This window comes from Bacillus swezeyi, assembly GCF_030908325.1.
Taxonomy (GTDB): Bacteria; Bacillota; Bacilli; order Bacillales; family Bacillaceae; genus Bacillus; species Bacillus swezeyi.
This window is the reverse complement of record NZ_CP133085.1, coordinates 4,137,156-4,161,105: the sequence shown is the minus strand read 5'-3', so window position 1 is coordinate 4,161,105 and position 23,950 is coordinate 4,137,156. Positions and strand designations below refer to the sequence as shown.

General features: G+C 45.4%; 26 protein-coding genes. 17 read left to right on the top strand and 9 right to left on the bottom strand.

Annotation, left to right across the window (positions count from 1 at the left end; translation table 11 throughout):
- The first annotated feature begins 13 nt into the window (after window positions 1-13).
- From RBH91_RS20840 to RBH91_RS20825, 4 genes are all read left to right on the top strand, one after another.
- Window positions 14-1,120, top strand: coding sequence for a sensor histidine kinase (locus RBH91_RS20840; RefSeq protein ID WP_307892795.1), 1,107 nt, complete (start codon window positions 14-16; stop codon window positions 1,118-1,120).
- 110 nt (window positions 1,121-1,230) lie between these two features.
- A complete protein-coding gene (locus tag RBH91_RS20835; protein ID WP_307892794.1) occupies window positions 1,231-2,166 on the top strand; it encodes an ABC transporter ATP-binding protein in 936 nt (311 codons plus the stop codon).
- Window positions 2,167-2,182: 16 nt separating this feature from the next.
- The gene (locus RBH91_RS20830; RefSeq protein WP_307892793.1) at window positions 2,183-3,307 is read left to right on the top strand and encodes an ABC transporter permease; all 1,125 of its coding nucleotides are present in this window, start codon (window positions 2,183-2,185) and stop codon (window positions 3,305-3,307) included.
- The gene (locus tag RBH91_RS20825; RefSeq protein ID WP_307892792.1) at window positions 3,307-4,452 is read left to right on the top strand and encodes an ABC transporter permease; all 1,146 of its coding nucleotides are present in this window, start codon (window positions 3,307-3,309) and stop codon (window positions 4,450-4,452) included. The genes RBH91_RS20830 and RBH91_RS20825 overlap by 1 nt, the downstream gene beginning before the upstream one ends.
- A gap of 52 nt (window positions 4,453-4,504) precedes the next feature.
- Here the strand turns inward: RBH91_RS20825 and gerQ are convergent, their stop codons facing one another.
- Both gerQ and RBH91_RS20815 read right to left on the bottom strand, forming a co-directional pair.
- Window positions 4,505-5,032: a spore coat protein GerQ gene (gerQ, locus tag RBH91_RS20820; RefSeq protein ID WP_076759452.1), complete on the bottom strand. Its 528-nt coding sequence runs from the start codon at window positions 5,030-5,032 to the stop codon at window positions 4,505-4,507.
- A 223-nt stretch (window positions 5,033-5,255) separates the two neighbouring features.
- On the bottom strand, window positions 5,256-6,602 hold the full coding sequence (locus tag RBH91_RS20815) for a TrkH family potassium uptake protein (RefSeq protein WP_307892791.1): 1,347 nt from the start codon (window positions 6,600-6,602) through the stop codon (window positions 5,256-5,258).
- Between the two features lie 461 nt (window positions 6,603-7,063).
- Between RBH91_RS20815 and bslA the strand changes: the two genes are divergently transcribed.
- A complete protein-coding gene (gene bslA, locus RBH91_RS20810; protein ID WP_307894811.1) occupies window positions 7,064-7,603 on the top strand; it encodes a biofilm surface layer hydrophobin BslA in 540 nt (179 codons plus the stop codon).
- Window positions 7,604-7,852: 249 nt separating this feature from the next.
- Here bslA and hemQ read toward each other — a convergent pair whose 3' ends face one another.
- Complete coding sequence (hemQ, locus tag RBH91_RS20805; protein WP_307892790.1) at window positions 7,853-8,617, bottom strand: hydrogen peroxide-dependent heme synthase; 765 nt, start codon at window positions 8,615-8,617, stop codon at window positions 7,853-7,855.
- Between the two features lie 68 nt (window positions 8,618-8,685).
- Window positions 8,686-9,033, bottom strand: a complete 348-nt coding sequence (locus tag RBH91_RS20800) for an isochorismatase family protein (protein WP_307892789.1) — start codon at window positions 9,031-9,033, stop codon at window positions 8,686-8,688.
- Window positions 9,034-9,253: 220 nt separating this feature from the next.
- Here RBH91_RS20800 and RBH91_RS20795 point away from each other — a divergent pair, with 220 nt between their 5' ends.
- A complete protein-coding gene (locus RBH91_RS20795) occupies window positions 9,254-9,400 on the top strand; it encodes a hypothetical protein (RefSeq protein ID WP_307894809.1) in 147 nt (48 codons plus the stop codon).
- A gap of 138 nt (window positions 9,401-9,538) precedes the next feature.
- Window positions 9,539-10,510 (top strand): phosphate acetyltransferase, encoded by a 972-nt coding sequence (pta, locus tag RBH91_RS20790; RefSeq protein ID WP_307892788.1) that lies wholly within the window; start codon window positions 9,539-9,541, stop codon window positions 10,508-10,510.
- Between the two features lie 39 nt (window positions 10,511-10,549).
- Here the strand turns inward: pta and RBH91_RS20785 are convergent, their stop codons facing one another.
- Both RBH91_RS20785 and RBH91_RS20780 read right to left on the bottom strand, forming a co-directional pair.
- A complete protein-coding gene (locus RBH91_RS20785) occupies window positions 10,550-11,500 on the bottom strand; it encodes an amidohydrolase family protein (protein WP_307892787.1) in 951 nt (316 codons plus the stop codon).
- Between the two features lie 21 nt (window positions 11,501-11,521).
- Window positions 11,522-12,301 carry an IclR family transcriptional regulator gene (locus RBH91_RS20780; RefSeq protein ID WP_307894807.1) on the bottom strand — a complete coding sequence of 260 codons (780 nt, stop codon included), beginning with the start codon at window positions 12,299-12,301 and terminating at the stop codon, window positions 11,522-11,524.
- Between the two features lie 209 nt (window positions 12,302-12,510).
- Here RBH91_RS20780 and RBH91_RS20775 point away from each other — a divergent pair, with 209 nt between their 5' ends.
- The 7 genes from RBH91_RS20775 to RBH91_RS20745 all read left to right on the top strand — a co-directional run bounded on the left by RBH91_RS20775 (window position 12,511) and on the right by RBH91_RS20745 (window position 19,485).
- Window positions 12,511-13,980: an aldehyde dehydrogenase gene (locus RBH91_RS20775; protein ID WP_307894805.1), complete on the top strand. Its 1,470-nt coding sequence runs from the start codon at window positions 12,511-12,513 to the stop codon at window positions 13,978-13,980.
- A 14-nt stretch (window positions 13,981-13,994) separates the two neighbouring features.
- Window positions 13,995-14,780, top strand: coding sequence for a 2-keto-4-pentenoate hydratase (locus RBH91_RS20770; RefSeq protein WP_307892786.1), 786 nt, complete (start codon window positions 13,995-13,997; stop codon window positions 14,778-14,780).
- A gap of 13 nt (window positions 14,781-14,793) precedes the next feature.
- Entirely contained in the window at window positions 14,794-14,985 is a 192-nt protein-coding gene (locus RBH91_RS20765) for a 4-oxalocrotonate tautomerase (protein WP_148956938.1), read from the top strand.
- A gap of 25 nt (window positions 14,986-15,010) precedes the next feature.
- Window positions 15,011-15,862 carry a DODA-type extradiol aromatic ring-opening family dioxygenase gene (locus tag RBH91_RS20760; RefSeq protein ID WP_076759434.1) on the top strand — a complete coding sequence of 284 codons (852 nt, stop codon included), beginning with the start codon at window positions 15,011-15,013 and terminating at the stop codon, window positions 15,860-15,862.
- 41 nt (window positions 15,863-15,903) lie between these two features.
- Window positions 15,904-17,274 carry an MFS transporter gene (locus tag RBH91_RS20755; protein WP_307892785.1) on the top strand — a complete coding sequence of 457 codons (1,371 nt, stop codon included), beginning with the start codon at window positions 15,904-15,906 and terminating at the stop codon, window positions 17,272-17,274.
- Window positions 17,275-17,294: 20 nt separating this feature from the next.
- A complete protein-coding gene (gene pobA, locus RBH91_RS20750) occupies window positions 17,295-18,500 on the top strand; it encodes a 4-hydroxybenzoate 3-monooxygenase (RefSeq protein ID WP_307892784.1) in 1,206 nt (401 codons plus the stop codon).
- A gap of 139 nt (window positions 18,501-18,639) precedes the next feature.
- Complete coding sequence (locus tag RBH91_RS20745) at window positions 18,640-19,485, top strand: octanoyl-[GcvH]:protein N-octanoyltransferase (protein ID WP_307892783.1); 846 nt, start codon at window positions 18,640-18,642, stop codon at window positions 19,483-19,485.
- A gap of 277 nt (window positions 19,486-19,762) precedes the next feature.
- On the opposite strand, the gene RBH91_RS20740 is transcribed toward RBH91_RS20745, so the two are convergent.
- Both RBH91_RS20740 and RBH91_RS20735 read right to left on the bottom strand, forming a co-directional pair.
- Window positions 19,763-20,095 carry a YjdJ family protein gene (locus RBH91_RS20740; RefSeq protein ID WP_307892782.1) on the bottom strand — a complete coding sequence of 111 codons (333 nt, stop codon included), beginning with the start codon at window positions 20,093-20,095 and terminating at the stop codon, window positions 19,763-19,765.
- A gap of 107 nt (window positions 20,096-20,202) precedes the next feature.
- Window positions 20,203-21,003, bottom strand: coding sequence for an RsfA family transcriptional regulator (locus RBH91_RS20735; protein WP_307892781.1), 801 nt, complete (start codon window positions 21,001-21,003; stop codon window positions 20,203-20,205).
- A 215-nt stretch (window positions 21,004-21,218) separates the two neighbouring features.
- Between RBH91_RS20735 and RBH91_RS20730 the strand changes: the two genes are divergently transcribed.
- From RBH91_RS20730 to RBH91_RS20720, 3 genes are all read left to right on the top strand, one after another.
- On the top strand, window positions 21,219-21,443 hold the full coding sequence (locus tag RBH91_RS20730) for a YuzB family protein (protein WP_076759420.1): 225 nt from the start codon (window positions 21,219-21,221) through the stop codon (window positions 21,441-21,443).
- 262 nt (window positions 21,444-21,705) lie between these two features.
- On the top strand, window positions 21,706-23,004 hold the full coding sequence (locus RBH91_RS20725; protein WP_148956931.1) for an HD domain-containing protein: 1,299 nt from the start codon (window positions 21,706-21,708) through the stop codon (window positions 23,002-23,004).
- A gap of 30 nt (window positions 23,005-23,034) precedes the next feature.
- On the top strand, window positions 23,035-23,535 hold the full coding sequence (locus RBH91_RS20720) for a YwgA family protein (protein WP_148956930.1): 501 nt from the start codon (window positions 23,035-23,037) through the stop codon (window positions 23,533-23,535).
- Window positions 23,536-23,731: 196 nt separating this feature from the next.
- Here the strand turns inward: RBH91_RS20720 and RBH91_RS20715 are convergent, their stop codons facing one another.
- Entirely contained in the window at window positions 23,732-23,917 is a 186-nt protein-coding gene (locus RBH91_RS20715; RefSeq protein ID WP_076759414.1) for a 2-hydroxymuconate tautomerase, read from the bottom strand.
- Window positions 23,918-23,950 lie beyond the last annotated feature (33 nt).

The window sequence follows — 23,950 nt, the reverse complement described above, 5'->3', positions numbered from 1 at the left end:
CTGAGGGAAAACAATGGAATTGCGAATTATGTCAGGCAAGCTTATTTTAATGGGATTTATCATATACAGCTATATACAATCAGAAGCCGTCAATTTATCGTGGCTTGTGTTTTGCCTTCTGGTTTATTTCTGTGTCAATCTTGCCATTGCAATTTTTAAAAAAGGAATGGCGAAAAAGGTTTTAATCATCCTGTCCATTATGATTTCGGCTGTTTCATTCCTTGAAGTCCATTCTTTATTTATTTTATTGCTGCCTCTTAATCTCTATGAATGTGCAGAAAATATGCCGCGTTCAAAGTGGGCCATGCTTGTTGTATCAGTCATTCCCGTTTTTTTCATTGGCGGGCACATTGCAGCTGTCTACGGATTAACGGCCGCTTTTCATTTTTTGCTGTTTTTAATGGCGGAACACGATGCAGCCAGAATCGAAAAGCTTGAAAATCATATCGATCAAACGAGAAAAGATATGCAAACCTTATCAAAGACTTTACATGAAAACGAAGAGTATATCAGACAGTCTGAATATACTTTTAAATTGGAGGAACGCAGCCGGCTGTCTCAGGAAATACATGATAAAATCGGTCATTCAATGACAGGTGCACTCATCCAGCTGGAAGCGGCGAAGCGGCTGCTTCATACAGACAAAGAGAAAGCTTCTGAACTGCTGCAAAACGCGATTAATATTTCAAAAGACGGAATCGAAAAGATCAGATTGACTTTAAAAAATATCAAGCCGCCTCCGGAACAGATGGGCATCCACAGACTGAAGCTATTGCTAGATGAATGTGCGGCCCGGCATCAAATCCCTATTTCTTTCGTTCATTATGGCGATTTGGATGCGATTTCTCATATTCAGTGGAAAATCATTTTTGAAAATATTACGGAGGCGCTGACGAATACGATGAAGTATGCCGAGGCGACACATGTATCGATCGAGATCCATGTCCTGAATACGCTTATTAAAACCGAAGTAAAAGACAATGGGAAGGGACAGGAGAAGATCAAGAAAGGCATGGGGATCATCGGAATGGAAGAACGGGCTGCATCTGTTAACGGTCAGGTCATCGTCGACGGTTCAAACGGATTTTCCGTCAACACACTATTGCCGAAACATGAATGATATCATTTTTAAAATATGAATATTCTCATGTTCAAAAGGTGAATTGCTGCACTGCCGCGGGATTCATCTTTTTTTTATAATGGTTTCGTAAAGCAAAATGAGGTGAAAATATGAATGTATTAGAAATCAAAAATCTGACGAAAAAATTTGGCGATTTTGTTGCTGTTGACAATATATCATTATCAATAGCGGAGGGAGAAATATTCGGATTTCTCGGCGCAAACGGCGCCGGCAAAAGCACCACTATTAATATGATCTCAAGTTTGCTGCGAAGCAATGAAGGCGAGATTGATATTCTTGGCAAAAACATCGCTGAAAATCGAAAATACACGAAAATGAATATTGGTATTGTTCCTCAGGATTTGGCTATTTACGAAGATTTAACGGCGTATGAAAATGTAAAATTTTTTGCGGGGCTCTACGGACTGCGGGGCTCCCAACTGCATGAACGCGTTAAGGAAGCATTGCGGTTTGTCGGATTGAGCGATAAACAGAAAAGCTTTCCGAAAAACTTTTCAGGCGGGATGAAAAGAAGGCTGAACATCGCCTGTGCCATCGCCCACAGGCCAAAGCTGATCATCATGGACGAACCGACGGTGGGCATCGACCCCCACTCAAGAAATTATATATTGGAATCGGTCAAAAAATTAAATGCTATGGGCTGCACAATGATTTATACGAGCCACTATATGGAAGAGGTTGAAGAAATCTGTTCACGGATCGCTATCATCGATCACGGAAAAATTATCGCGGAAGGGACGAAGGAACAGCTGAAAGCGATCATCACCAATACGAAAGATATTTGGATTGCTGTCAAATCCGCGGAGAATATCGATCTTGGCGAGTTAAAAACCATCAGTGGAGTCGAGGCGGTTTCACTTGAAGAAAATCTGATAAAAATCAACTCGGCTGCAGGCGTCAACAATTTAAACCAGATCATAGAGCAGCTGATGGCCGAAAGCGTTGAAATCCGCTCATTGGAAGAAAAAGCGCCAAACTTGGAAACCGTATTCCTAACACTGACTGGAAGGAATTTGCGCGATTAGAAAGGAGATTCATGGCTTGAATATAATCATCATTGCTAAAAAAGAAATCGTATCGGCATTTCGGGACAGAAGAACGCTCCTATTGATGCTGGCGTTTCCAATCGTGCTGATTATGATTTTGGGAACCGCACTGACGAACGTCTTCGATGATGAAGTTTCTGTCGGTGATATCCATGTTTTATATAAAGATCAGTCGGATGGGGAATTTTCACAAGGTTTTAAAGCATTCACAAAGGGAGCGAAAACGTCCGGTGTTCATTTCGAAAAAGTGTTAAGCGGTATGGACGGAAAACAAGAAGTCGAACAAGGTCATTACGATGCTTACCTTGAAATCGCCGGCAGCAGCGGAATCATGCTCTACCAAATGGAGAAAAACAGTGTTAAAAACAGCATGATTCAAGGAATGCTGACTGCGTTTGCGAATCGGTACAACGCCGTGGCGGAGATCATCAAAGTGAGCCCTAAACAAGCAGGCGAGGCGTTTGCAAACAGTTCCCGTGACGATTATATCAAAGAGACTTCACTCAACTCAGACAAACACCCCGGCTCTATGGACTATTACGCGGTTACGATGACCACGCTGATCGCGCTTTACGGGGCTTTACACGCCAGTTACTTAATCCGCGGGGAACGACTCGGAAAAACGGCTGACCGGCTGATCGCAGCCCCTGTTCATAAGGCTGAGATTTTTGCTGGAAAGCTGATTGGCGGGCTTGCGGTAAATCTGATTTGTATTTTGATTGTCGTTGCCGTCAGCAAATTTTTGTTTAAAGCAAACTGGGGAGAGCACTTCGGCCTTGTGCTGGCCGTGCTGTTCAGCGTCGTGCTGTTTGCCGTCAGCCTTGGACTCGGGGTCAGCTATTTGACGAAAACGGGAGAAGCGGCAGTTGCAGTTATTAATGTGTTGATTCCGCTCGTTGCTTTTGTTGGGGGCGCTTATTTTCCTATTAATGATGCGGCAGCTGTTTTTGCTTTCATCAAAGATCTTTCTCCTCTCACATGGACGAACGAAGCCATTATAAAAATCATATATACAAATGATTTAGCGGCGGGATGGCCCGCGATCTCTCTGAACATGGGTTTATCTGTATTGTTCCTGCTGATCGTCGTTGTCTCATTACGAAGAAGGGAAGGGCTGTAATGAAGGAAATGCTTTGGTTAGTGAAAAATACATTGAATGTAACTTTTAAAAAAAAGATCAATATCATCTTGTTTCTGTTTCTTCCGCTAATTGGCATTTTTATATCGCTCTTGATGAACGACGTCGGTGAAAAGACAAATGTGACGGTCGGAATAGTCGATTATGACGGCAGTCAGCTCACCGCAGACACGGCTGCTTTTTTGAAGGGGCTGGATCATGTTAATGTGAGCAAGGTCAATGCTTCTAAAGCGAAAAGTCAAATTGCCTCGGGAGAGCTTGATTGTGTCATTACATTTGATAAAGGATTTACTCAAAGCGTGATTGACGGAAAGCCTGATCATATCGGGATTGCATCTATCAAAGGCGCTGAAATCACAGGGTTTGTGAAGTCGTTTTTATATCATTATATTGACAATATCGCTGCAATCGGCAAAACTGCTCAAGGAGATCAACAGCAGTTTAAGAACATGTATACAAACTACCAGAACTCCAAAGTATCGTTGACATCCCACAAGCTTGAAGATTCGGAGAAAAACAAGAGCATGACGGATCGAACGGTTGGTTTTCTCCTGATGGCCATGCTCTTTTCAGCAGGAAGTTTGACTGAACTGCTAGTGAAAGAAAAAGAGAACAGAACTTATTTCAGGCTGTTGACTACACCGATTACGGCAAAGCAGTACGTCTTGTCAAATATAGCGGTGAGTATGCTTGTGATCACATTCCAAATCTTTTTTACACTAGTGATGATGAAATATGTTTTTTATATTGAAACGGGTATTCCATTTTGGGAAATGGCGGCAATTTTGCTGATATTTGCGTTAAGCGCCGTCGGACTGGCGTTAATCACGGTCGTCTTTGCGAGCAGTTCCAAGTCCGCCGGAGCTTTGCGGAATTTAATCTTCATGCCGACGATTATGCTTTCCGGCTGTTTTTGGCCGATTGAGATCATGCCGTCATTTGTACAGCGAATCGCCGATTTCTTTCCGCAAAAATGGGTTATGGAAACATTTGCTAAATTGCAGGAAGGCCAGCATCTTCCAAGCTTATATTTGAATATCATGGTATTGTTTGCCTTTGCGGCTTGCTTTTTCTTAATCGTCATTTACAAATTTCAACGCAATAATGATGTGAGAAACTTTGCTTAATGTTCGCTGAAAAAACAAAAAAAGGGTTCGGTTTTATCATAAACCGAACCTTTTATCTTGGTGTATATGAGGCCATTGAATATGGGTAATCGTAAGTAATCGGTTCATCAAACGTAATGTAGTCAAGATAGACCATCAGAAGCAAATAGCGGGTCCCCGTTTTCCTGTCGCTTAAAATGATATGGTCGCGGCCGGCGGCTTCAATTTCTCCCCGAAAGACTTTTGCATTCCATTCCGGGTTGTTTTCAAATGTCATATATACCGTTGCAACTTTCCCTCGGTTGAGGCGCAAAATATTTTCAATATACGATTGCTCAAGCGGCAGCATGCCGGGAACACTTGGAGCAGTCGGCTGGCCTGTAGGCATTGTCGGAACCTGGACTCCTGCCGGCTGCGGCTGACTCAGCTGTACGGCGGGCTGCTGATAGGTTTGCTGACCGCCCATTTGTGTGTACGGCTGTGCTTGCTGCTGATACATGTGCCCTCCCATCTGCGGATAAGGATTGGCGCCCATTTGCTGCCGGAAATCCGGCATTTCAAGCTCTTGGAGCGGCTGAAATTGATTTTTTTTAGGTTTCATTTCGTTCCTCCTCATTTCATTGAGTCAAAATCATACCTTCCAACGGGTACATGTTTAAGACAGTCTGCTATAAACACGGTTGGGGGTCTGATGTTAGGATGATAGATCAACAATTCTCATCCCTTTAACAGTATGAGGCGGGGGAATGGAATATGACGACTCATCATCTGAGGGAGAAAAAAACAAAAAGACCGCTCTATATCAGAGCGGTCTTTCATCCATTTTAACCTGTAATGACTTCATCCTCGGGATGGCGGATCGGCGCTTTCTTTGGCTTGGCTAAAGTAAATGCCATGGTCAGCGGACCGACCCGGCCGATGAACATCATCATCATGATGACAGCTTTGCCCACAGTTGTTAACTCAGGCGTCAGCCCCATCGACAGTCCGACTGTACCAAAGGCGGAAACCACCTCAAAGACGATTTCCAGAAATGGCGCATTCTCTGTTATTGTCAAAACGAATAATGTGAAAAGCACGAATAAAAAACTGATGACGATAATGGCCAGTGCTCTCAATATGGTTTTCATTTTGATGGCCCGTTTAAACACGACCGTCTCGCTTTTCCCCCTTAGAAAGGTGATCGTTGCTAAAATCATCACAATAAACGTTGTCAGCTTGATTCCGCTTCCCGTTGACGCGCTTCCCGCACCGATAAACATCAGAACGATGATCAGCAGGAGGGACGGGGTCGTCAGATGTGCGATATCCAGAGTGTTGAAGCCGGCTGTTCTTGGCGTGACACCCTGAAAATAGGCGCCCCATATTTTATCTGCCAAGGGCAGTCCCCCCAAAGTGCCCGGATTGGAGTACTCTAAAATAAAAATCGTCAGTGCGGATACTGTGTTGATAATCAATGTTCCGACGATCATTAATTTTGAATGGAGCGACAGTTTTCTAAAGTTTCGTTTTGTCCATAAATCTAAAAGTACGGTAAACCCGATTCCTCCGGTAATAAAAAGACCTGTAATGACAAGGTTGACGATCGGATCACCTACATATTGCGACAGGCTGTCCGACCACAGGGAGAAGCCCGCGTTATTGAAGGCTGAAATCGTGTTAAACAAACTATGAAACAATCCTTTTTGCAAGCCGTATTCAGGAACCCATCTAATCGAAAGAATAAGAAAAGCGACAAACTCAATAATGATCGTAAAAATAAACAAATGCTTAACTAAACGGACAAGCCCTCCCAAAGAAGTCTGGTTAAAAGCTTCCTGAACGAGAATTCTCTGCTGGAGGCCAATTTTTTTGCCGATCATCATGACGACGAGAACGGCAAACGTCATTAAGCCCAATCCGCCAATTTGAATCAGGCACATGATGACGGTTTGCCCGAAAACCGTATAATCTGTCCCGGTGTCTACGACGACCAAGCCTGTTACAGTGGTTGCCGAAGTAGCCGTAAACAGAGCATCAATCCAGGAGACATAGGTTGTTGAGGCGATTGGCAGCTTCAATAAAAACGCGCCAACTGCAATGATAATTAAAAAACTGAGCGCCAGTGTCTGCGGCGGACTGATATTGATCATTTTACCTTTTGCAAGATTTGTAGAAACCAATTTAGGCATTTTTTTTATCCTTTCTCCGCATATCCATTCAAAATCATGAACAGCAATAGACGGCTGAAGAACGCGGGAATCCAATCCATTTCGCTAAAAAGCCGTCAGATCCTGATGTTTTAAATAATGTCAATAATGTACTGCTCCTTTGCCTGGTTGTCAATATAAAAAACGAACGCTTTGATTCGGCGAATTTCATTGAAAAACGTGTAAGTAGGGCATTAGCCCTTTTGTGGAGAAAATCGGAAGAAATCAAGAGGAACAGCGCATAGTTAAATTTTATTATTTTGGATTTATTTTAAAAATATGCCATGGAAAACATTTACTATCTATTTAAAAAATGATAGTTTTTAATAGAAACAACCAAAGTGCAGTGTTTGTGGAAGGAGCGGGCTGTTCTTTTCGTCTTTCTTGTCCGCTTCAGGTGCTGTTTCAATTCTAAAATATGATGATCAGGGGGAATTACTGTGTTGAAATGTATGTTTCGTTCTAAACTATCGATCTTGACGTTCAGTCTTGTGATCGTGGCATCGATTTTTCTGCCATCGTTTCAAGCCAATGCCCAAGCTTTAAAAACTGAATCGGTCAACCGCCCGGCTGCGAGCGCCTCTTTATATTCGATCATAACTGGCGAGAGCAAGCAGGAGTGGTCATTTTCTGATATTGAGCTAACTTATCGTCCAAATTCGATTTTAGCGCTGGGAACGGTTGAATTTACACTGCCTTCAGGCTTTTCTGCAACAACGAAAGACACGGTTAATGGAAGGGCGCTGAGAACCGGGCAAATCTTAAACAACGGAAAAACGGTCAGACTGCCGCTTACGATTGATTTATTGGGCATCGCGGAGTTCAAGCTTGTACTGGCCAATAAAACACTTCCCGCTGCCGGAAAGTATACATTCAGAGCGGAAAACAGAGTGCTGGGTCTTGGGTCGACTTTCTATGCTGAATCCTCCATTGAGGTGCAAAAAAGAGCGACTCCGCCTACACAGCCGTGTCATTGTCAATAAACAAAAAAGCTCCAAAGACGATGTCTTTGGAGCTTCAGCGTGTCGACAAACCCTCGCATTCGTTGTCAGGCCTGCGCGTCGGTGCTCACGAATTCCAACATTCGCTCCGCTCCGATGCTCGGCCTTCCTAGACTGCAAGGGTTTTCAATCACGCTGAAAAGATGACAACATCCTAAAACTTTAAACCGTTTTAGGATGTTGTCAACAATCTGAAAGCTCCAAAGACGATGTCTTTGGAGCTTTTTACATTTAGACATATAAAAACGCTGGCAGCTGTTCAGTTGAAAGGCGGTTGCCGACAAAGAAAGAGCCGAATTCACCGTATCGTGCACTGACTTCATCGAAGCGCATTTCATAGACAAGCTTTTTGAATTGAAGGACATCATCGGAAAACAGCGTTACGCCCCATTCATAGTCGTCAAACCCGATGGAGCCCGTAATGATCTGTTTGACTTTGCCCGCATATCCGCGGCCGATCATGCCGTGGCTGCGCATCAAATTCCTTCGCTCTTCCATCGACAGCATGTACCAGTTGTCATTGCCCGCTCTTCTTTTATCCATCGGATAGAAGCAGATATATTTGGCGTTAGGAAGCTCTGGATAAAGGCGCGCACGCACTTGCGGATTTTCATAAGGGTCTCCGTCTCCGCTTCCCATATAGTTGCTGAGCTCGACGACAGATACGTAAGAATAAGCGGGGATCGTGTATTCTGCCAGTTTTGATTTATTAAATTCAAGTTCGATTTGGTTTAATTCCTCCATTGTCGGACGCAAAATCATCAGCATGAAATCCGCTTTTTGGCCAACGATGCTGTACAATGTGTGGCTTCCGTTCCCGTCTTTTTCTGCGGCTCCCCATTTTTCAAGGAGTCCGGTAAATTCGCTGATGATGATCTGTCGTTCGTCGCTGGAAAGCATCTTCCAGGCAGACCAGTCCATCGTCCGGAAATCATGAAGGGCATACCAGCCGTCAAGCGTTTGTGCGGCTTCGTTCGTTTTTTGCTGTTCGCTCATTTTGCATTCACTCCCAATTCTTATGTAATTGATTTCATCATATCATAGTTTATCCTTTTTCATCTGTTTCAAAGTCCTGAACAATCAATCATAGCAAGATATTCTTCACAGGAAAGGACAGACGCATATGTCGAGTCCAACGCGCTCAAAAACGCGTGATGCACATGCTCAGCAGGTACAGAATGGCCGTGAAAGTGCAAGTCTACCGTTGCACAAGCGTCCGCAATAACCGTGCACTCATAACCAAAGCCTTTCACAGCACGCGTTTTTGCATCAATGCACATGTGAGTCATCATACCGCAGATGACAAGGTGTGTGATCTGTTCATGCTGAAGATATTCCATGAGGCCGGTTTCTATAAAACTGTTTGGAACATGCTTTTTGATCAGCTGCTCCTCTTTGATTGGCTGAACCACCTGAAAGATACCGCAAAATGGAGGCTGATCAAACAGATTTGGCAATCCTTTCTTTGTTGAAAAGACATTCGAAGATAAAGTGGAAAGAAATAGGGAAATCATTCATTAAACGGGTCAGGCGGTTGGAAGCCGAATCAGGAAAGTGGAGCAAAATTGTTTGGATTATCACAGTTTTTATGAAAACGAATGATCACTCGCGTTTTCTGCCGAACATGAAACGATCATTGAAGCTCACCGTATAAGCGGGGAAGGCTGTTACATACTAAACATGAACACAGCCTCAGGCAAGGAGCTGAATGAACGACTAAATGAAATCCTGCATTCCGCCAACTATCGGCGCCATATTTCGATTGACCAAGTGAAATAATTGCCGCTTAAATTAATTTAAAAAAAGCGTTTTTAACATGTAAGCGTTATAATTAAGGCTGAAGGATTGAATTTATATCTCAATAGAGTATGCTAAGTAGAGAAGTTTTTTGCAACACTTCAAGGAGGGTATATAGTAGTGGCAGACTTATTTTCAACAGTGCAGGAAAAAGTAACAGGTAAAGGAGTTAAGATCGTATTTCCGGAAGGCTTGGATGAACGCATTCTGACAGCGGTAAACAATCTGGCCGGAAATAAGGTGTTAAAGCCGATTCTCGTAGGAAACGAGGAGGAAATTACGGCAAAAGCAAAAGGATTGAACTTAACACTCGATGGTGTTGATATATATGATCCTCGTACATATGAAGGAATGGAAGACCTTGTTCAGGCTTTCGTTGAACGCCGTAAAGGAAAAGCGACAGAAGAACAGGCCCGCCAAATTCTTTTAGATGAAAACTATTTTGGAACGATGCTTGTTTATAAAGGGCTTGCCGACGGCCTTGTCAGCGGTGCGGCTCATTCAACAGCAGATACGGTTCGCCCGGCGCTGCAAATTATTAAAACAAAAGAAGGCGTTAAGAAAACATCCGGCGTCTTCATTATGGCCCGCGGCGATGAGCAGTACGTATTTGCCGACTGCGCGATCAACATTGCACCTGACAGCCTGGATCTGGCAGAAATCGCGATCGAAAGCGCCAACACGGCCAAAATGTTCGATATCGAGCCTCGCGTGGCGATGCTCAGCTTTTCAACAAAAGGCTCAGCAAAATCAGATGAAACCGAAAAAGTAGCCGGTGCAGTTGCAATCGCCAATGAAAAAGCGCCTGAGCTTACACTTGACGGCGAATTCCAGTTTGATGCAGCATTTGTTCCGTCTGTTGCTGAGAAAAAAGCGCCGGATTCCGTGATTAAAGGTGATGCAAACGTGTTTGTTTTCCCAAGCCTTGAAGCGGGGAACATCGGCTACAAAATCGCACAGCGCCTCGGCAATTTTGAAGCGGTCGGACCGATCCTGCAAGGGCTCAACATGCCTGTAAACGATCTGTCCAGAGGATGCAATGCTGAGGATGTATATAATCTTGCCCTTATTACGGCAGCCCAAGCGCTGTAATACTATAGAAGGTGAACCTTATCTTAAGGTTCACCTTTTTCATGCTTCAATTTTCATACTTAGCAAAGCTTCAGCCCCTTTATGCCCGACGTCTGCGGGCGGCCACTCGCAAAGATCAAAAGGATAATCAGAACCCGGTACGATCCTTTCTTCTCCGACAAGGTTTTTCAAATAGGCCGTACTCTCTTCATGCCATAACACACTGTCATACCAAAACCTTCGCAGATATTCGTCCGGTGCAGCCGAGATAGAAGCGGAAACATCGGCCCATTTTTCATACCCTTTGTTCAGTCTGCCGATCTGATATGGAAGATAGCCTCCTCCATGGGCCAAAAGAATTTTTACATTCGGAAACCGGTCTGTCACGCCGCTTAGTAATAAATCAGCTGCACAGACGGTCGTTTCCCACGGGACACCGATCAAATTGGGCATCATTTTGCGGCGCAGCCGCGGATCTTCGGATAGGAGCGGGTGGATAAATATAATCGCTTTTCGCCTGTCGGCTTCCTCCCAAAATGGCGTGAATACTTCATTTGAGAGCAGCTTATCAGATGCGCCGGGGCCGATGATCGCCCCTTTTAATCCTAAGTCCATGGCTTCACTTAAACGCTCGCAAGCTTTCGAAGGACTGTTGAGCGGAATGGTCCCGAGCCCTGATAGACGATTGCTGTGTTTTTCTGTCCAAATGGAGAGCGCTTTGTTATAAACAAAAGACAATTCATCGGTCATTTCTTCGGCAAGGTCGTAAAGGAAAAGCTGGGGGACGGGTGACGCCAGTGAATGGGAGACTCCGGCTTTTCTTTGCTCTTTCAAATATAATTCTTCTTTAAAAAACGAGTCTTTTAATTCAAACCCCCATTTGTGATTAACGGTCAAAAATTCGGCCAGATCGGGTGATCTTTTTTCCCGGACCGCGTGCACTGACTTTTCATTGTCCTTAAGCCACAGCAGGACATCGTTTGGGATGAAGTGTGTGTGAAAATCAAACAAAGCATATTCCCTCCATTCTCTTTATGGCCTCTTCCAATAACCGAGTTTTTCTGAAATTTCACAGGCCGCTTGTTTTACTTTATGTACGATTGTTGTCTGTGAGGTCTTCATGCGTTTTGTGGGGCCTACGACACTGACGGCATATATCACTTGTCCCAGGTAATTTCTGATAGGCGCGGAGATGGATGTGACGCCATCGATGAATTCTCCATTGCTGATGTCGAATCCGTTTTCTTTCACGGCTTTAAGCGTATCCTTCAGTTTTTTCTCGTCTGTAATCGTTTGATTTGTACAGCTTTCCAAGCCTTGTGTAAGATAACGGTCCAATAAACCGTCGTTGTCGAAAGCGAGCAGCACTTTCCCCGAGCTTGTACAATGCATAGGATTCTGCCGTCCGATGTATGAAAGGATTTCAACAGGACAGGGGCTTTCCTTCCGATTGATATAAACGACGCTGAAATCACCGCGTACTGCAATGTGGGATGTTTCCCTGGTTTCTTCAGTCAGCCTTTCGAGAATCGGCTGGGATTCCCGGTTGATTTCAAGAGTGGAGTTGACAATGGTGTTTAACTGCAAGACGGATAACCCTAACTTGTATCTTTTCGATTCCGGATCCTTCATGACAAATCCTTCGCTTTCCAATGTGGTCAAGAGGCGTGAGACCGTGCTTTTTCCGAGGCCGAGCGATAAGGCGAGTTCGGTTGCTTTCTTCTCCGGTGTATCCAAGGTAAACGATTGAAGCAGCCGAAGTGCATTTTTTACTGAACCGAGCAGGTGATGCTGCTTTGTCTCCACAGTCATTGTTTCCTCAACTCTTTTCATTGTTTTCGGTGCCTTTTATTCCATAATATAACATGGTCTAAAAAGGAAATGAATAAAAAAACGAAAAATATCAAATTTTCGGAAAAAATTTCTCGTTTGTTCCGCATAGAGGAACAATGCGGTTTTCATGTTATATAAAATCATTTAATTTAATGGAAAGGTTTTGAAAAGGAGGCTGTTTATTGAATATGAGTGTTCAAACTTCATCGGCAAAGCTCGTGTTTGACTGTCAGCATTTTATTAACGGCAGATATTTCTCTTCAGAAGACGGGAGAACGTTTGACAACATCAATCCGGCTACACGGGAAGTCATCGGAAAAGTGTCTGAGGGGGGCAAAAAAGAAATTGATCTGGCTGTCGCGGCGGCAAGGCGCGCATTAAATGGACGCTGGAAAAACATGGCGGCTGATGAAAGGATTCAAATCATCAGAAAGATCGGCGACCTTATTCTTGAGCGAAAAGATGAGCTGGCAAGGCTTGAGACATTGGATACGGGAAAGCCGCTCTCACTCTCAAGCACTTTGGATATTCCCCGCTCTGCTTTTAACTTTCATTTCTTTGCAGATTTTCTGAGAGGAGTCGGAACGGAAGCCTATCAAACTGATGATACGGCAATCAATTATGCGATCCGCCGTCCGGTCGGTGTCGTCGGGCTCATTAATCCGTGGAACTTGCCGCTCCTTTTATTGACCTGGAAATTAGCGCCTTGCTTGGCGGCAGGAAATACCGCCGTCATCAAACCGGCCGAGCTGACGCCGATGACGGCAACACTTTTGGGGGAGATCTGCCAAGATGCAGGCGTGCCTGACGGAGTCGTGAATATTGTTCACGGATTTGGACCTGATTCCGCTGGTGCTGCGCTTTCAGAACATCCCGATGTCGACGCGATTTCCTTCACCGGTGAAACGACAACCGGAAAAATCATTATGGAAGCTGCTTCAAAAACATTGAAAAAACTTTCGTTTGAATTAGGCGGGAAAAATCCCAATATCATTTTTGCGGATGCCGACATGGATGAAACAGTAAGCACCACCTTGAAATCAAGCTTTATCAATCAAGGAGAAGTATGTATGTGCGGGTCCCGCATCTATGTCGAACGGGAAGCATATGATGAGTTTTTGGACAAGTTTATTGAGAAGACGAAGGGGCTCAAGGTTGGAGATCCTTTTGATCCGAATACGAATATCGGAGCCTTGATTTCGGCCGAACATACTGAGCGTGTGATGGACTACATAGCATTGGCGAAAAAAGAAGGCGGTGACATTTTAACCGGGGGAAAGCGTCCTGAAGGCCGAGAATCCGGCTGTTATCTTGAACCGACGATTATTACAGGGCTCTCCCGGCACTCCAGAGTCGTCAGAGAAGAAATCTTCGGGCCGGTCGTGACGGTGATTCCATTTGATGAAGAAGAAGAAGTCATCGCACAGGCAAATGATACACATTACGGTCTAAGTGCAACCGTATGGACAAACGACCTCCGCCGGGCACACCGTGTTGCCGGACAAATCGAATCAGGGATGGTTTGGGTTAATGCTTGGTTTCTCCGTGACTTACGGACGCCGTTTGGAGGGATGAAACAAAGCGGACTCGGGCGTGAAGGAGGCATTCACAGTTTTGAGTTTTTCAGTGAATTATCAAATATTTGCATCAAGCTGTAAGGGGGAAGAGCGGAATGAATGCCACTGCATTAAAAGAAACGGCACGGCTGTTATATTTTGCTGAAGCGGAAAACCGGGAGATCGAAAGAATGACAAGCGACTATCCGGATATGACGGTCGAAGATGCCTATCGAGTACAGGAAGAGCTGATTTCACTGAAATTGAAGCACGGCAGCGGGATCATCGGTCCGAAAATGGGCTTAACGAGCCGGGCGAAAATGCAGCAAATGAATGTGGAAGAACCGATCTATGGTTATATCTTTGAAGATATGATCGTGCCCAACGGCGGACATATCAATATGGATAAGCTGATCCACCCAAAAGTCGAAGCAGAGATTGCTTTTTTGCTGGGGGAGGATATTGAAGGTCCTGGCATTACGGGTGAGCAGGTTCTCGCCGCGACCGATTATTTCATACCCGCCTTAGAAATCATCGACAGCCGCTATAAGAATTTTTCTTTTACACTGCCTGACGTCATCGCGGATAATGCGTCTTCTTCAAGGGTCGTGTTCGGTGAAAGGATCAAAAAGCCGGAAAATCTGAAACTTGAGTCAGCCGAAGTTTCTTTAATGATCAACGGCGAAATCAAAGAGCAGGGGACAGGCGCCGCCGTCGTGGGTCATCCCGCCAATTCAGCAGCGATGCTCGCCAATATGCTCGCAAGGAAAAAACAGAAGCTAAAAGCGGGGAGCATTATTTTGACAGGCGGTGTAACGGGAGCTGTCATGCTTAAGCCTGGTGACAGCGTTTCAGCACAAGTTGAAGGGCTCGGAGACGTTTCATTTGCAGTCTGTTCATAATGGAGGAGATATTTTGCCGATCGTTCACATTCAACTATTAGAAGGCCGGCCGCCGGAAAAGGTCGAGGAGGTCATTCAACATGTGACAGAAACGGTGAGCGCCACTTTGGATGCTCCTAAAGAAAACGTTCGCGTTCTCGTCACAGAGATTCCGAAAAGCCACTGGGGAATAGGCGGAATCCCGGCTTCAAAAGCGAAACCGTAAAAAAAGGGTTATGGGAGGAATAAACATGTCGATTGAAATGGCAGCACTTGTTCCGCATACACCGAGAATGTGCTTTGAAGAGAAAACGCCTGAATTTCAAAAGGAGCTTGTAAAAGGAATGAAGCGCCTTTCCGGAATGATCGAAAAAATACAGCCTGACGCTGTTGTCATGATCTCCTGCCACTGGACGTCGAGCTTCGATCATCTTGTGGATGCGGCACCTGATCATCGAGGGGTTTTGACAGCGCTTGAATGTCCGAATTTAATATCCGATGTTCCGTATTCTTATCCGGGAGACAATGAACTGGCGGTGCAATTGGCGGAAGCAGGCGTAAAAGGAGGGCTTCCCGTCATCCCTGTAAACGATCCCGTTTATTGCTGGGATTACGGGACCGTCGTTCCGCTCCGCTATCTCGTTCCAAAAGGCGATATTCCGGTTATCGATTTATCGGTAACATTGGCCGCGAATTTGGAAGAAACGTTTTTGTGGGGACAGCTTGCCGGAAGAGTGCTGAAAGAAAGCGGGAAGAAAACCGTATTTATCAGCAGCGGCGCTCTCAGCCATCACTTGGTGAGGGGGCCGGAATGCATGCCGACTTTGGCGGAGCAGGCCCTTGATGCACAATTTTTAACCTATCTAACGGACAATGATCTGGTATCTGCAAAATTGATGCTTCCTCAATATGCCAAAAATGCCGGACTCGAAGCCGGCGGCCGTCATATTGCGATGCTTTTGGGCGTGCTTGAGGATGGCTGCAAAAGTACATTTTACGGGTATGGCCAATCATCAGGCAGTTCCAATGTCGTCATGGCTTTTGAACCGATGTGTTCAGCTGCCCGATCTGTCAGGCTCACTGAAAAAGATACTGTGCGTTAATCTGTTCTTCATATCAATTTATCATGAGATGGAGGAAAAAAATGAGAAATCATTCAATCCATCCTGGAGAAGTCATGGCAGCCAGCAAATTGAACAAAGTCCATATGACTGTTTTCTTCTGGTGTTTTTTCGCCATCGCCTTTGATGGATATGACATTGCCATGTACGGCGTCAGCCTGCCGTGGCTGATGGAGGAATGGAATTTAACAGCAATTCAAGCCGGGGCGATCGGCAGCTATACTTTGATCGGCATGATGCTGGGGGCACTGATCTTTTCGCCGGTCGCCGATCAATTTGGCCGCAAAAAGGTGCTTGGCATCTGCATTTTTCTATTCAGCCTATTTACTGCAGGTTCGGGAATGATTGATTCTCCGCTGCTATTTACAGTCATGCGTTTTATTGCAGCGCTTGGAATGGGCGGATTGATGCCGAATGCCATTTCACTGATGACCGAATATTCACCGAAAAAAAACAGAGCGGTTATTGTCGCCGCCATGTATTGCGGTTATTCCGCAGGCGGAGTGCTGGCTTCCCTCATCGGCATGCTGGCAGTGCCCCACGCGGGCTGGAGGGTGCTGTATTTGATCGGCGCCGTTCCTTTGTTTGTACTGCCTTTCTTTTTCAGGCAATTTCCTGAATCCCTTTCTTTTTACATGCTGAAAAAACAGACAAAAAAGCTGGCCGAGATTCTCAACAAAGTACATCCTGACGGACAATATAGAGAAAGCGACAATTTTCAGTTATCCGGCCATGCAGACCAAACGAAAGGCTTTCCTGTTAAAAAGCTGTTCCAACAAAAACGCGCCGCCAGCACATTCGCTTTCTGGCTGTCTGTATTCAGCTGCCTCATGATGGTCTACGGTTTAAATACATGGCTGCCAAAAATGATGCAGGCGTCGGGCTACGGAGTATCGTCAAGTTTGTCGTTCAATCTCGCGCTGTGCATCGGCCAAGCCGCCGGCGCTTTAATCGGCGGCAGGTTGGCGGATAAGGCCGGCCATAAAAAAGTGCTGGCTGTCATGTATATGCTTGGGGCTTTTTGTTTTGCAGCCTTTGGTTTAACGGTGAATCCTTATGTTTTGTACCTGCTGATTGCACTCGGCGGAGCTTGTACTGTAGGTACGCAGAATATTGCCAATCCTTATATTTCCGAGTATTATCCGAAAGAAATCAGAGCCACCGGAATCGGCTGGGCGCTTGGAATCGGCAGAATCGGAGCCATCATCGCGCCTTCCCTTTTCGCATTGATCCTTGCTTCCGGCATTGATCCGAAGCAGTCGTTTATGATCTTTGCCGTCCCAAGCCTTTTTGCTGCACTCGGCATCTTGCTGGTCCAAGAGAATCATGCGAAATTTGACTTCATTCCTGCCGAAAAGCGCCGGAGCCAAATGAGAAGCGAATTAAAAATATAAACCAATGGGAGGAAGAGATATTGCGGACACATGTGGGAATCATCGGAGCGGGGCCGGCGGGGCTTATGCTGGCCCATCTGCTTCACCGCAAGGGGATCGAAGCGGTCGTCATCGAATGCCGCTCCCGGGAAGAGATTGAGAAGACAATCCGGGCCGGCGTTCTTGAACAGATGACCGTTGATTTGCTGAATGAAACAGGCGCCGGGGAGAGAATGATGAAAATGGGCATGTTTCATAAAGGGATTGAAATCCGCTTTAGCGGCAAACGGCACCGAATTGATATGCATCGGCTGACGGGAGGAAAATATATTACGGTCTATCCCCAGCATGAAGTGCTGAAGGATTTAATTGCCGCCCGGGTAAAAGCGGGAGGGGAAATGTTTTTTAATGTTTCTGATGTGCGCTTGTCTGATCTTGATTCATCTGAGCCCAAAATCCACTATCAAAATGAAAATGGAGAAAAAGAAGAGCTGATCTGCGATTACATTGCGGGCTGCGACGGCTTCCACGGCCCAAGCAGGCAAAGCATTCCACAGAAGATTCGCAAAGAATACCAAAAAACGTACCCATATGGCTGGCTTGGCATTTTGGCGCAAGCGCCGCCATCTGCGCCTGAGCTTGTCTATGCGCATCATGAAGACGGCTTTGCCCTTCTCAGCACCAGAACGCCGGACATTCAGCGCCTTTATCTGCAAGTCAACCCGTCAGACTCTATGAATGACTGGCCGGATGAGCGAATATGGGAAAAGCTTCGGCTAAGGCTGTCGGCCGATGACGGGTGGAAGTTGATAGAAGGTCCGATTATTCAAAAAAACATCGTGTCGATGAGAAGTTTTATATGTGATCCGATGCAATACGGAAGGCTGTTCTTGGCAGGGGATGCCGCGCATATTGTGCCGCCGACCGGGGCAAAAGGTCTAAACCTTGCCATGGCGGATGTACAGCTGCTCGCAAAAGCGCTTCATGACTATTATGCAGCAGGTGAAACTGAACGGCTCGGCCGGTATACCGCAGCATGCCTCCGCCGCGTCTGGAAAGCAGAGCGTTTTTCTTGGTATATGACTTCTATGCTGCATCGTCATCACGACTCCACCCCCTTTGACTATCAAATTCAATTGGCGGAATTGGATCATGTCACGACATCGAAAGCAGCTGCTCAAAGTCTAGCAGAAAATTATGTCGGTCTTCCGCTAGAGCTTGAAGAACCGTCTTTAAGCATCATATAAGAAAAGAACCTCTTAAGCTCTTCGGTTTAAGAGGTTTTTTGGCTGAAAACGGCAGGAGGCAGAAAATCTCCACACAGCCTTCGGCTAGATGGTATAATAGGTATAGCTGAAATGCATAATGAAAGGGTTTGCAACATAAATGGCAAAGCAACTGATAGATCTACTGATCCAGCCGAAATGGAGAATCATTGACCAATCCAGTCTCGGCCCATATTTTGACGCAAAACAATCGTTCGCGATAGATGACACGCTGTGCGCCTCTGTCGGAAAAGGAGTGTCTCCTGCGACCGCCCGTTCCTGGGTCCACCATGACACGATCGTGCTCGGTATTCAGGATACGAGGCTTCCTTATTTGCAGGAAGGCATTTCATTTCTTGAGGAATCGGGTTATAAGGTCATCGTCCGCAATTCAGGCGGACTTGCAGTCGTGTTGGACAGCGGAGTATTAAATGTATCGCTGATTTTTCAGGACAAAAAAAACGGCATCGACATTGACCGCGGCTATGAAGCGATGTTTGAGCTGATCAAAAGAATACTGTCACCGTATGGCAAAGAGGTGAAAGCTTATGAAATCACCGGGTCCTACTGTCCGGGCAGCTACGATTTGAGCATAGGCGGCAAAAAATTTGCCGGAATTTCACAAAGGCGGCTGAGAGGCGGAGTGGCGGTCCAGATTTATTTATGCGCCGACCGTAGCGGCAGCGAACGTGCAGAGCTCATTAAATGTTTTTATGACATCTCATTAAAAGAGATGCGGGGCAAAACGAAAGCCGTTTACCCGGATATCCGCCCCGATTCGATGGCGTCGCTTTCAGAGCTTCTCAACAAAGAAATCTCGGTCCAGGATCTGATGCTCGCCCTTTTGACAGAGCTGAAAGAACTGTGCGGAGACATGTTTCAGGCACCGCTCTCAGCTGATGAAGAGACCGAGTATGAGAAAAATCTGCTCCGTATGATCGAACGGAATGAAAAGGTGTTTGGATAGAAAAAAAGCTCCGGAGAAAATCCGGAGCCTCAGCGTGTCGACAAACCCTCGCATTCGTTGTCAGGCCTGCTGAGTCGGTACTCACGTTCAAGGAAGGAACGGTGAGGCGTCCTGCCTGAACGCCGCCGTCATCACGTCCTGTGAAAACCCGATGCTCGTCCTTCCTAGACTGCAAGGGTTTCGGGTCACGCTGAAAAGGATGACAAAATCCTAAAACTTTAAACCGTTTTAGGATTTTGTCAACAATCTGAAGCTCCGGAGAAAATCCAGAGCCTTTTTATGCTTTGTGCAACGCGCTTTTTCGGCGTTTTAAATAGGTTTTTAGGAGAAGACAGCAAGCCAGTATCATGATATAAATGAAGCTTACAGCCATTAAAACGACGGAAGCAGGCGTGTGTTTAGCTGCGTAAACGAAAAAATCAAGCTGTGAAATATCCCCCGCGTTTTGAATGGAATCCGCTCCATACATCAGTTTCGTAAATTTGGCTGAATAGTTCCATTCCCATGGAACGTTTAAAAGCTCGCTGCCCTGATACCAGCTGACCAATGCGGAAAATAAAAACAAAAGAGCCGCTGTGCCGAACTGGACAGCATATACCACAAATTTCATAATCATGATTACCGCCTTATGAATTGCTATCACTATTATGAAATTTTTGTCATATAAAATCAAGGTTTTTAAAAGGAAATCCCCCCCTATTTTAGAGGGGGGGAGAGCTATTCAGCCATTTTTTCCAAATTTCCATTCCGGTCCATTTTAAATGCCGGAGCGGCGTGCTCGTCTTCTTCAAATAAAACTAGCTTTCTTGCACGGTTCATGATTTTGACGAGCGTTTCGTAGTCTTCCTGGATGGTTGTTTGGTCTTTTTCAAGCTTTTTGACTTCAGCTTCGAGTTTTTCCACTTTTTTCGTCAAGTCTTCATTTTCCCTTTTTAAGCGGTCGTTTTCCATTTTCAATGCGGCAGTATGCTCCTGGTTCCCGGTATATTCTTGCAAAAAGCGAATGACATCATCCATCGTCAGTTTTGCAGGCGCAGCGGCAGTTTGTCCGGCATTCTCCTGTTTTGGCGATAGAAGGTGTGATAAGCTAGCTAACTCTTCTTTAAAGCTTTCATCTACATAAGGCAGATGCTCGTTTGCGATCGGCGTTTGCGGCTGGCTTGTTTCCTCATGTCCGCTTTTTTGCTCGACGGCTGTTTCGGCCGGCGGTTCAGCGTCTGTTTCCGCTGTTTCGACAGGCGGTTTATACAAAAGTCGTTTCTTTGCAGGTTGACCGTTTCCGAGGGCGCGCATTCTTTGCTTCCTCTGTTTTTTTGCCAGCTGCAGGGCTTTTTCATATTGGTGGCGTACGACCGCGTTCCATCTAAAACCGCAGGCGGCCGATGTCCGATTCAGTTTGTCTCCGACTTCTTCAAAGGCATTCAGCTGTGTGCTGCCTTCTCTGACATGCCTTAGAACGGTTTCGGCCAGCAATAAATCGTTTTCCTCAGACCAGGCGTCTTGTCTTTGTTTCATCACTTCTCAACTCCCAATGTTAGTATTGGTATTAGATTGTCCAATTTGGAAATATTTATACAAGTTTGCTAAAAGAATAGGAAGTGATTTTTTTAGCAGCCGCCTTGCAGGAATGAAAGAATCCTTGTAAAATGAAGAACGGTGTCATTTTTAATGCTCGGCACAATTTTAATGCCTTCCATAAAGACAGATGAACAAAACGAAAGGAAGCGTATGAAATGGCTAATGAATTTCGAGTGTGTGACGATTGTCAGGCCACTAATTTAAAAACGCTTTTGCCCCGTCTAAAAGAAATCGATCCGGATGCGAAAGTGGAAATCGGCTGTCAGTCTTACTGCGGTCCGGGACGGAAAAAATCGTTTGCGTTTGTCAATAATCGTCCGCTGTCAGCTCCTGATGAAGATGAGCTGATCGAAAAAGTGAAAAAGAAAGTCAAAAAATAACCGCCTCCCCTATGGGTCAGGCGTTTTTGCTTGTTTGCCGGCATTTTTGCAGTTTGGAACAAATTCGCCGGTAAATTCAAGGATGTTTTCAAAAAAACAGACCCGATATAATAGAAACAGACCTTAAAAAAAACAAGCTGATCGGGTAATACTGCAATCTATAGAGAACGCTGAATTTAGTTTTTCCGAAACACATGTTGACGAAATAGAGACGGATTGGCAGCAATCAGTTTGCCTCACGTTTAAAAAAAGAGGGACAAAAATGGCGTATCCAAACGGAAAATTATCAGAAGAAAAAGTGTTTAAAGATCCTGTTCACCGCTACGTCCATGTGCGGGACAAGCTGATATGGGATTTGATCGGCACCCGTGAATTTCAAAGGCTGCGCAGAGTCAAGCAGCTGGGCACGACTTATTTGACATTTCACGGAGCCGAGCACAGCCGTTTCAACCACTCTCTCGGCGTCTACGAAATTGTCAGAAGAATGGTTGACGACGTTTTTAAAGGCAGGGAGGAATGGGACGACAGCGAACGAGACCTATGTTTGTGTGCCGCGTTATTGCACGACTTGGGGCATGGACCGTTTTCCCACTCGTTTGAAAAAGTTTTTCGCCTTGATCATGAAGACTTTACGAGAGCGATCATTTTAGGCGATACAGAGGTTAACAAGGTGCTCGGAAAGGTGAGTCCGACATTTGCAAAAGACGTTGCCGAAGTCATCGCGAAAACCTACCAAAATAAACAGGTCGTCAGCCTGATTTCAAGTCAGATCGATGCTGACCGAATGGACTATCTCCAGCGCGACGCATACTACACCGGCGTCAGCTACGGCCATTTTGACATGGAGCGGATTCTCCGCGTCATGCGTCCGCGTGAAGACCAAATCGTCATTAAGCAAACCGGAATGCATGCTGTCGAAGATTATATTATGAGCCGCTACCAAATGTACTGGCAAGTCTATTTTCATCCGGTGACAAGAAGTGCGGAAGTGATTTTGACGAAGATCCTCCACCGCGCAAAACAGCTTCATCAGGACGGCTACATTTTCTCGCACGCTCCTGTCCACTTTTACTCGATTTTTGAAGGCAGTGTCACACTTGAGGACTATTTGAGTCTTGATGAATCGATTATTCTATATTACTTTCAGGCTTGGGAAAATGAAGAGGATGAGATTCTGTCCGATTTATGCCGCCGTTTTATCAATCGCAGGCTGTTCCAGTATGCTGAATTTAATCCAAATGAGGAGATGGCGACTTACTTTGAACTGACCGCACTGTTTAAAAAATCAGGCATAAATCCCGATTATTATCTTGTGGTGGATTCCTCCTCAGACCTTCCTTATGACTTCTACAGACCGGGAGAGGAAGAAGAGCGCCTCCCGATCCAATTGCTGACCAATAGCGGCCAGATTAAGGAACTGTCGCGGCAGTCTGACATTGTTGACGCAATTTCCGGCAAGCGGAGAACAGACCATAAACTTTATTTCCCGCTTGACCTTATTGAAGAATTGCCTGACGGGCTGCACGCAAAAAGAATGAAAGAACTGCTCGGACTGACATAGAAAGAAAAGGATGAAGGAGATGTCGGGGATTTGTTAAAAGAACATGCAAAGCTGATGAAGGTCTTCTCAGATTCGGGAGAAATTATCGGGCGAAAAAAGCTGCAAAAAATCATTTATATCGCTAAAAAATTGGATCTTCCCTTTTATGAGAAATACGACTTCCATTTTTACGGGCCGTACTCGGAGGAGCTGACGCTTCAGGTTGAAGAACTTTGCAATCTCGGGTTTCTCCATGAAGTTAAAGAGAAAAAAGGCGGGTATTACCAATACCGGTATTCTCCCACAGAGGCGGGAAGCCAATTCCTCAACCAATGTGAGCTGGACATGCAGGATATTAAAGCCTATATAGATGATGTCAACCGCCAGTCTTCGCGGTTTTTGGAATTGGTTTCTACGATTCTTTATTTTGAAGGATTGGATCAGAAAGAGATCAGGGACAAAGTGTTTACAATCAAAAGCAAACAGCGATATACAGACGAAGAATTTGATGAGGCTGTCGCTTACATCAAAAAGCTCAGAGACCTTTGTTAAAAGACCTGTCGAATGGACAGGTTTTTTTGTTTTGCTTTTTTGTAAAAGGCTGGGAAGGGAAGCGGAATCCGCTGCATGATAGACGATGAGTGCACATATTCAGTCGATGTCTGGGATTAAGAAGATCGAAGGAAACAAAGCTTGGTATAAACAATCTGAAAAGGCGTCCCGCATCAAGCGGCAGACGCCTTGCTGATTAAATGTCGCTCATGCGTTTGCCGGCGACCCCGTAGTTTTCCTTTTTCATTTCCTCGATAATGACCGCGATTTTTTCCTTCGGTGCGCCCGTTGTTTCAGAGACGGCATCGGTCACTTTTTTCACGAGGTCTCTTTTTTGCTCGTCAGTACGGCCTTCCAGCATTTGTACAGTTACGTATGGCATGTTTTTTCCTCCTTTTAAAAAATACTCGTTCAC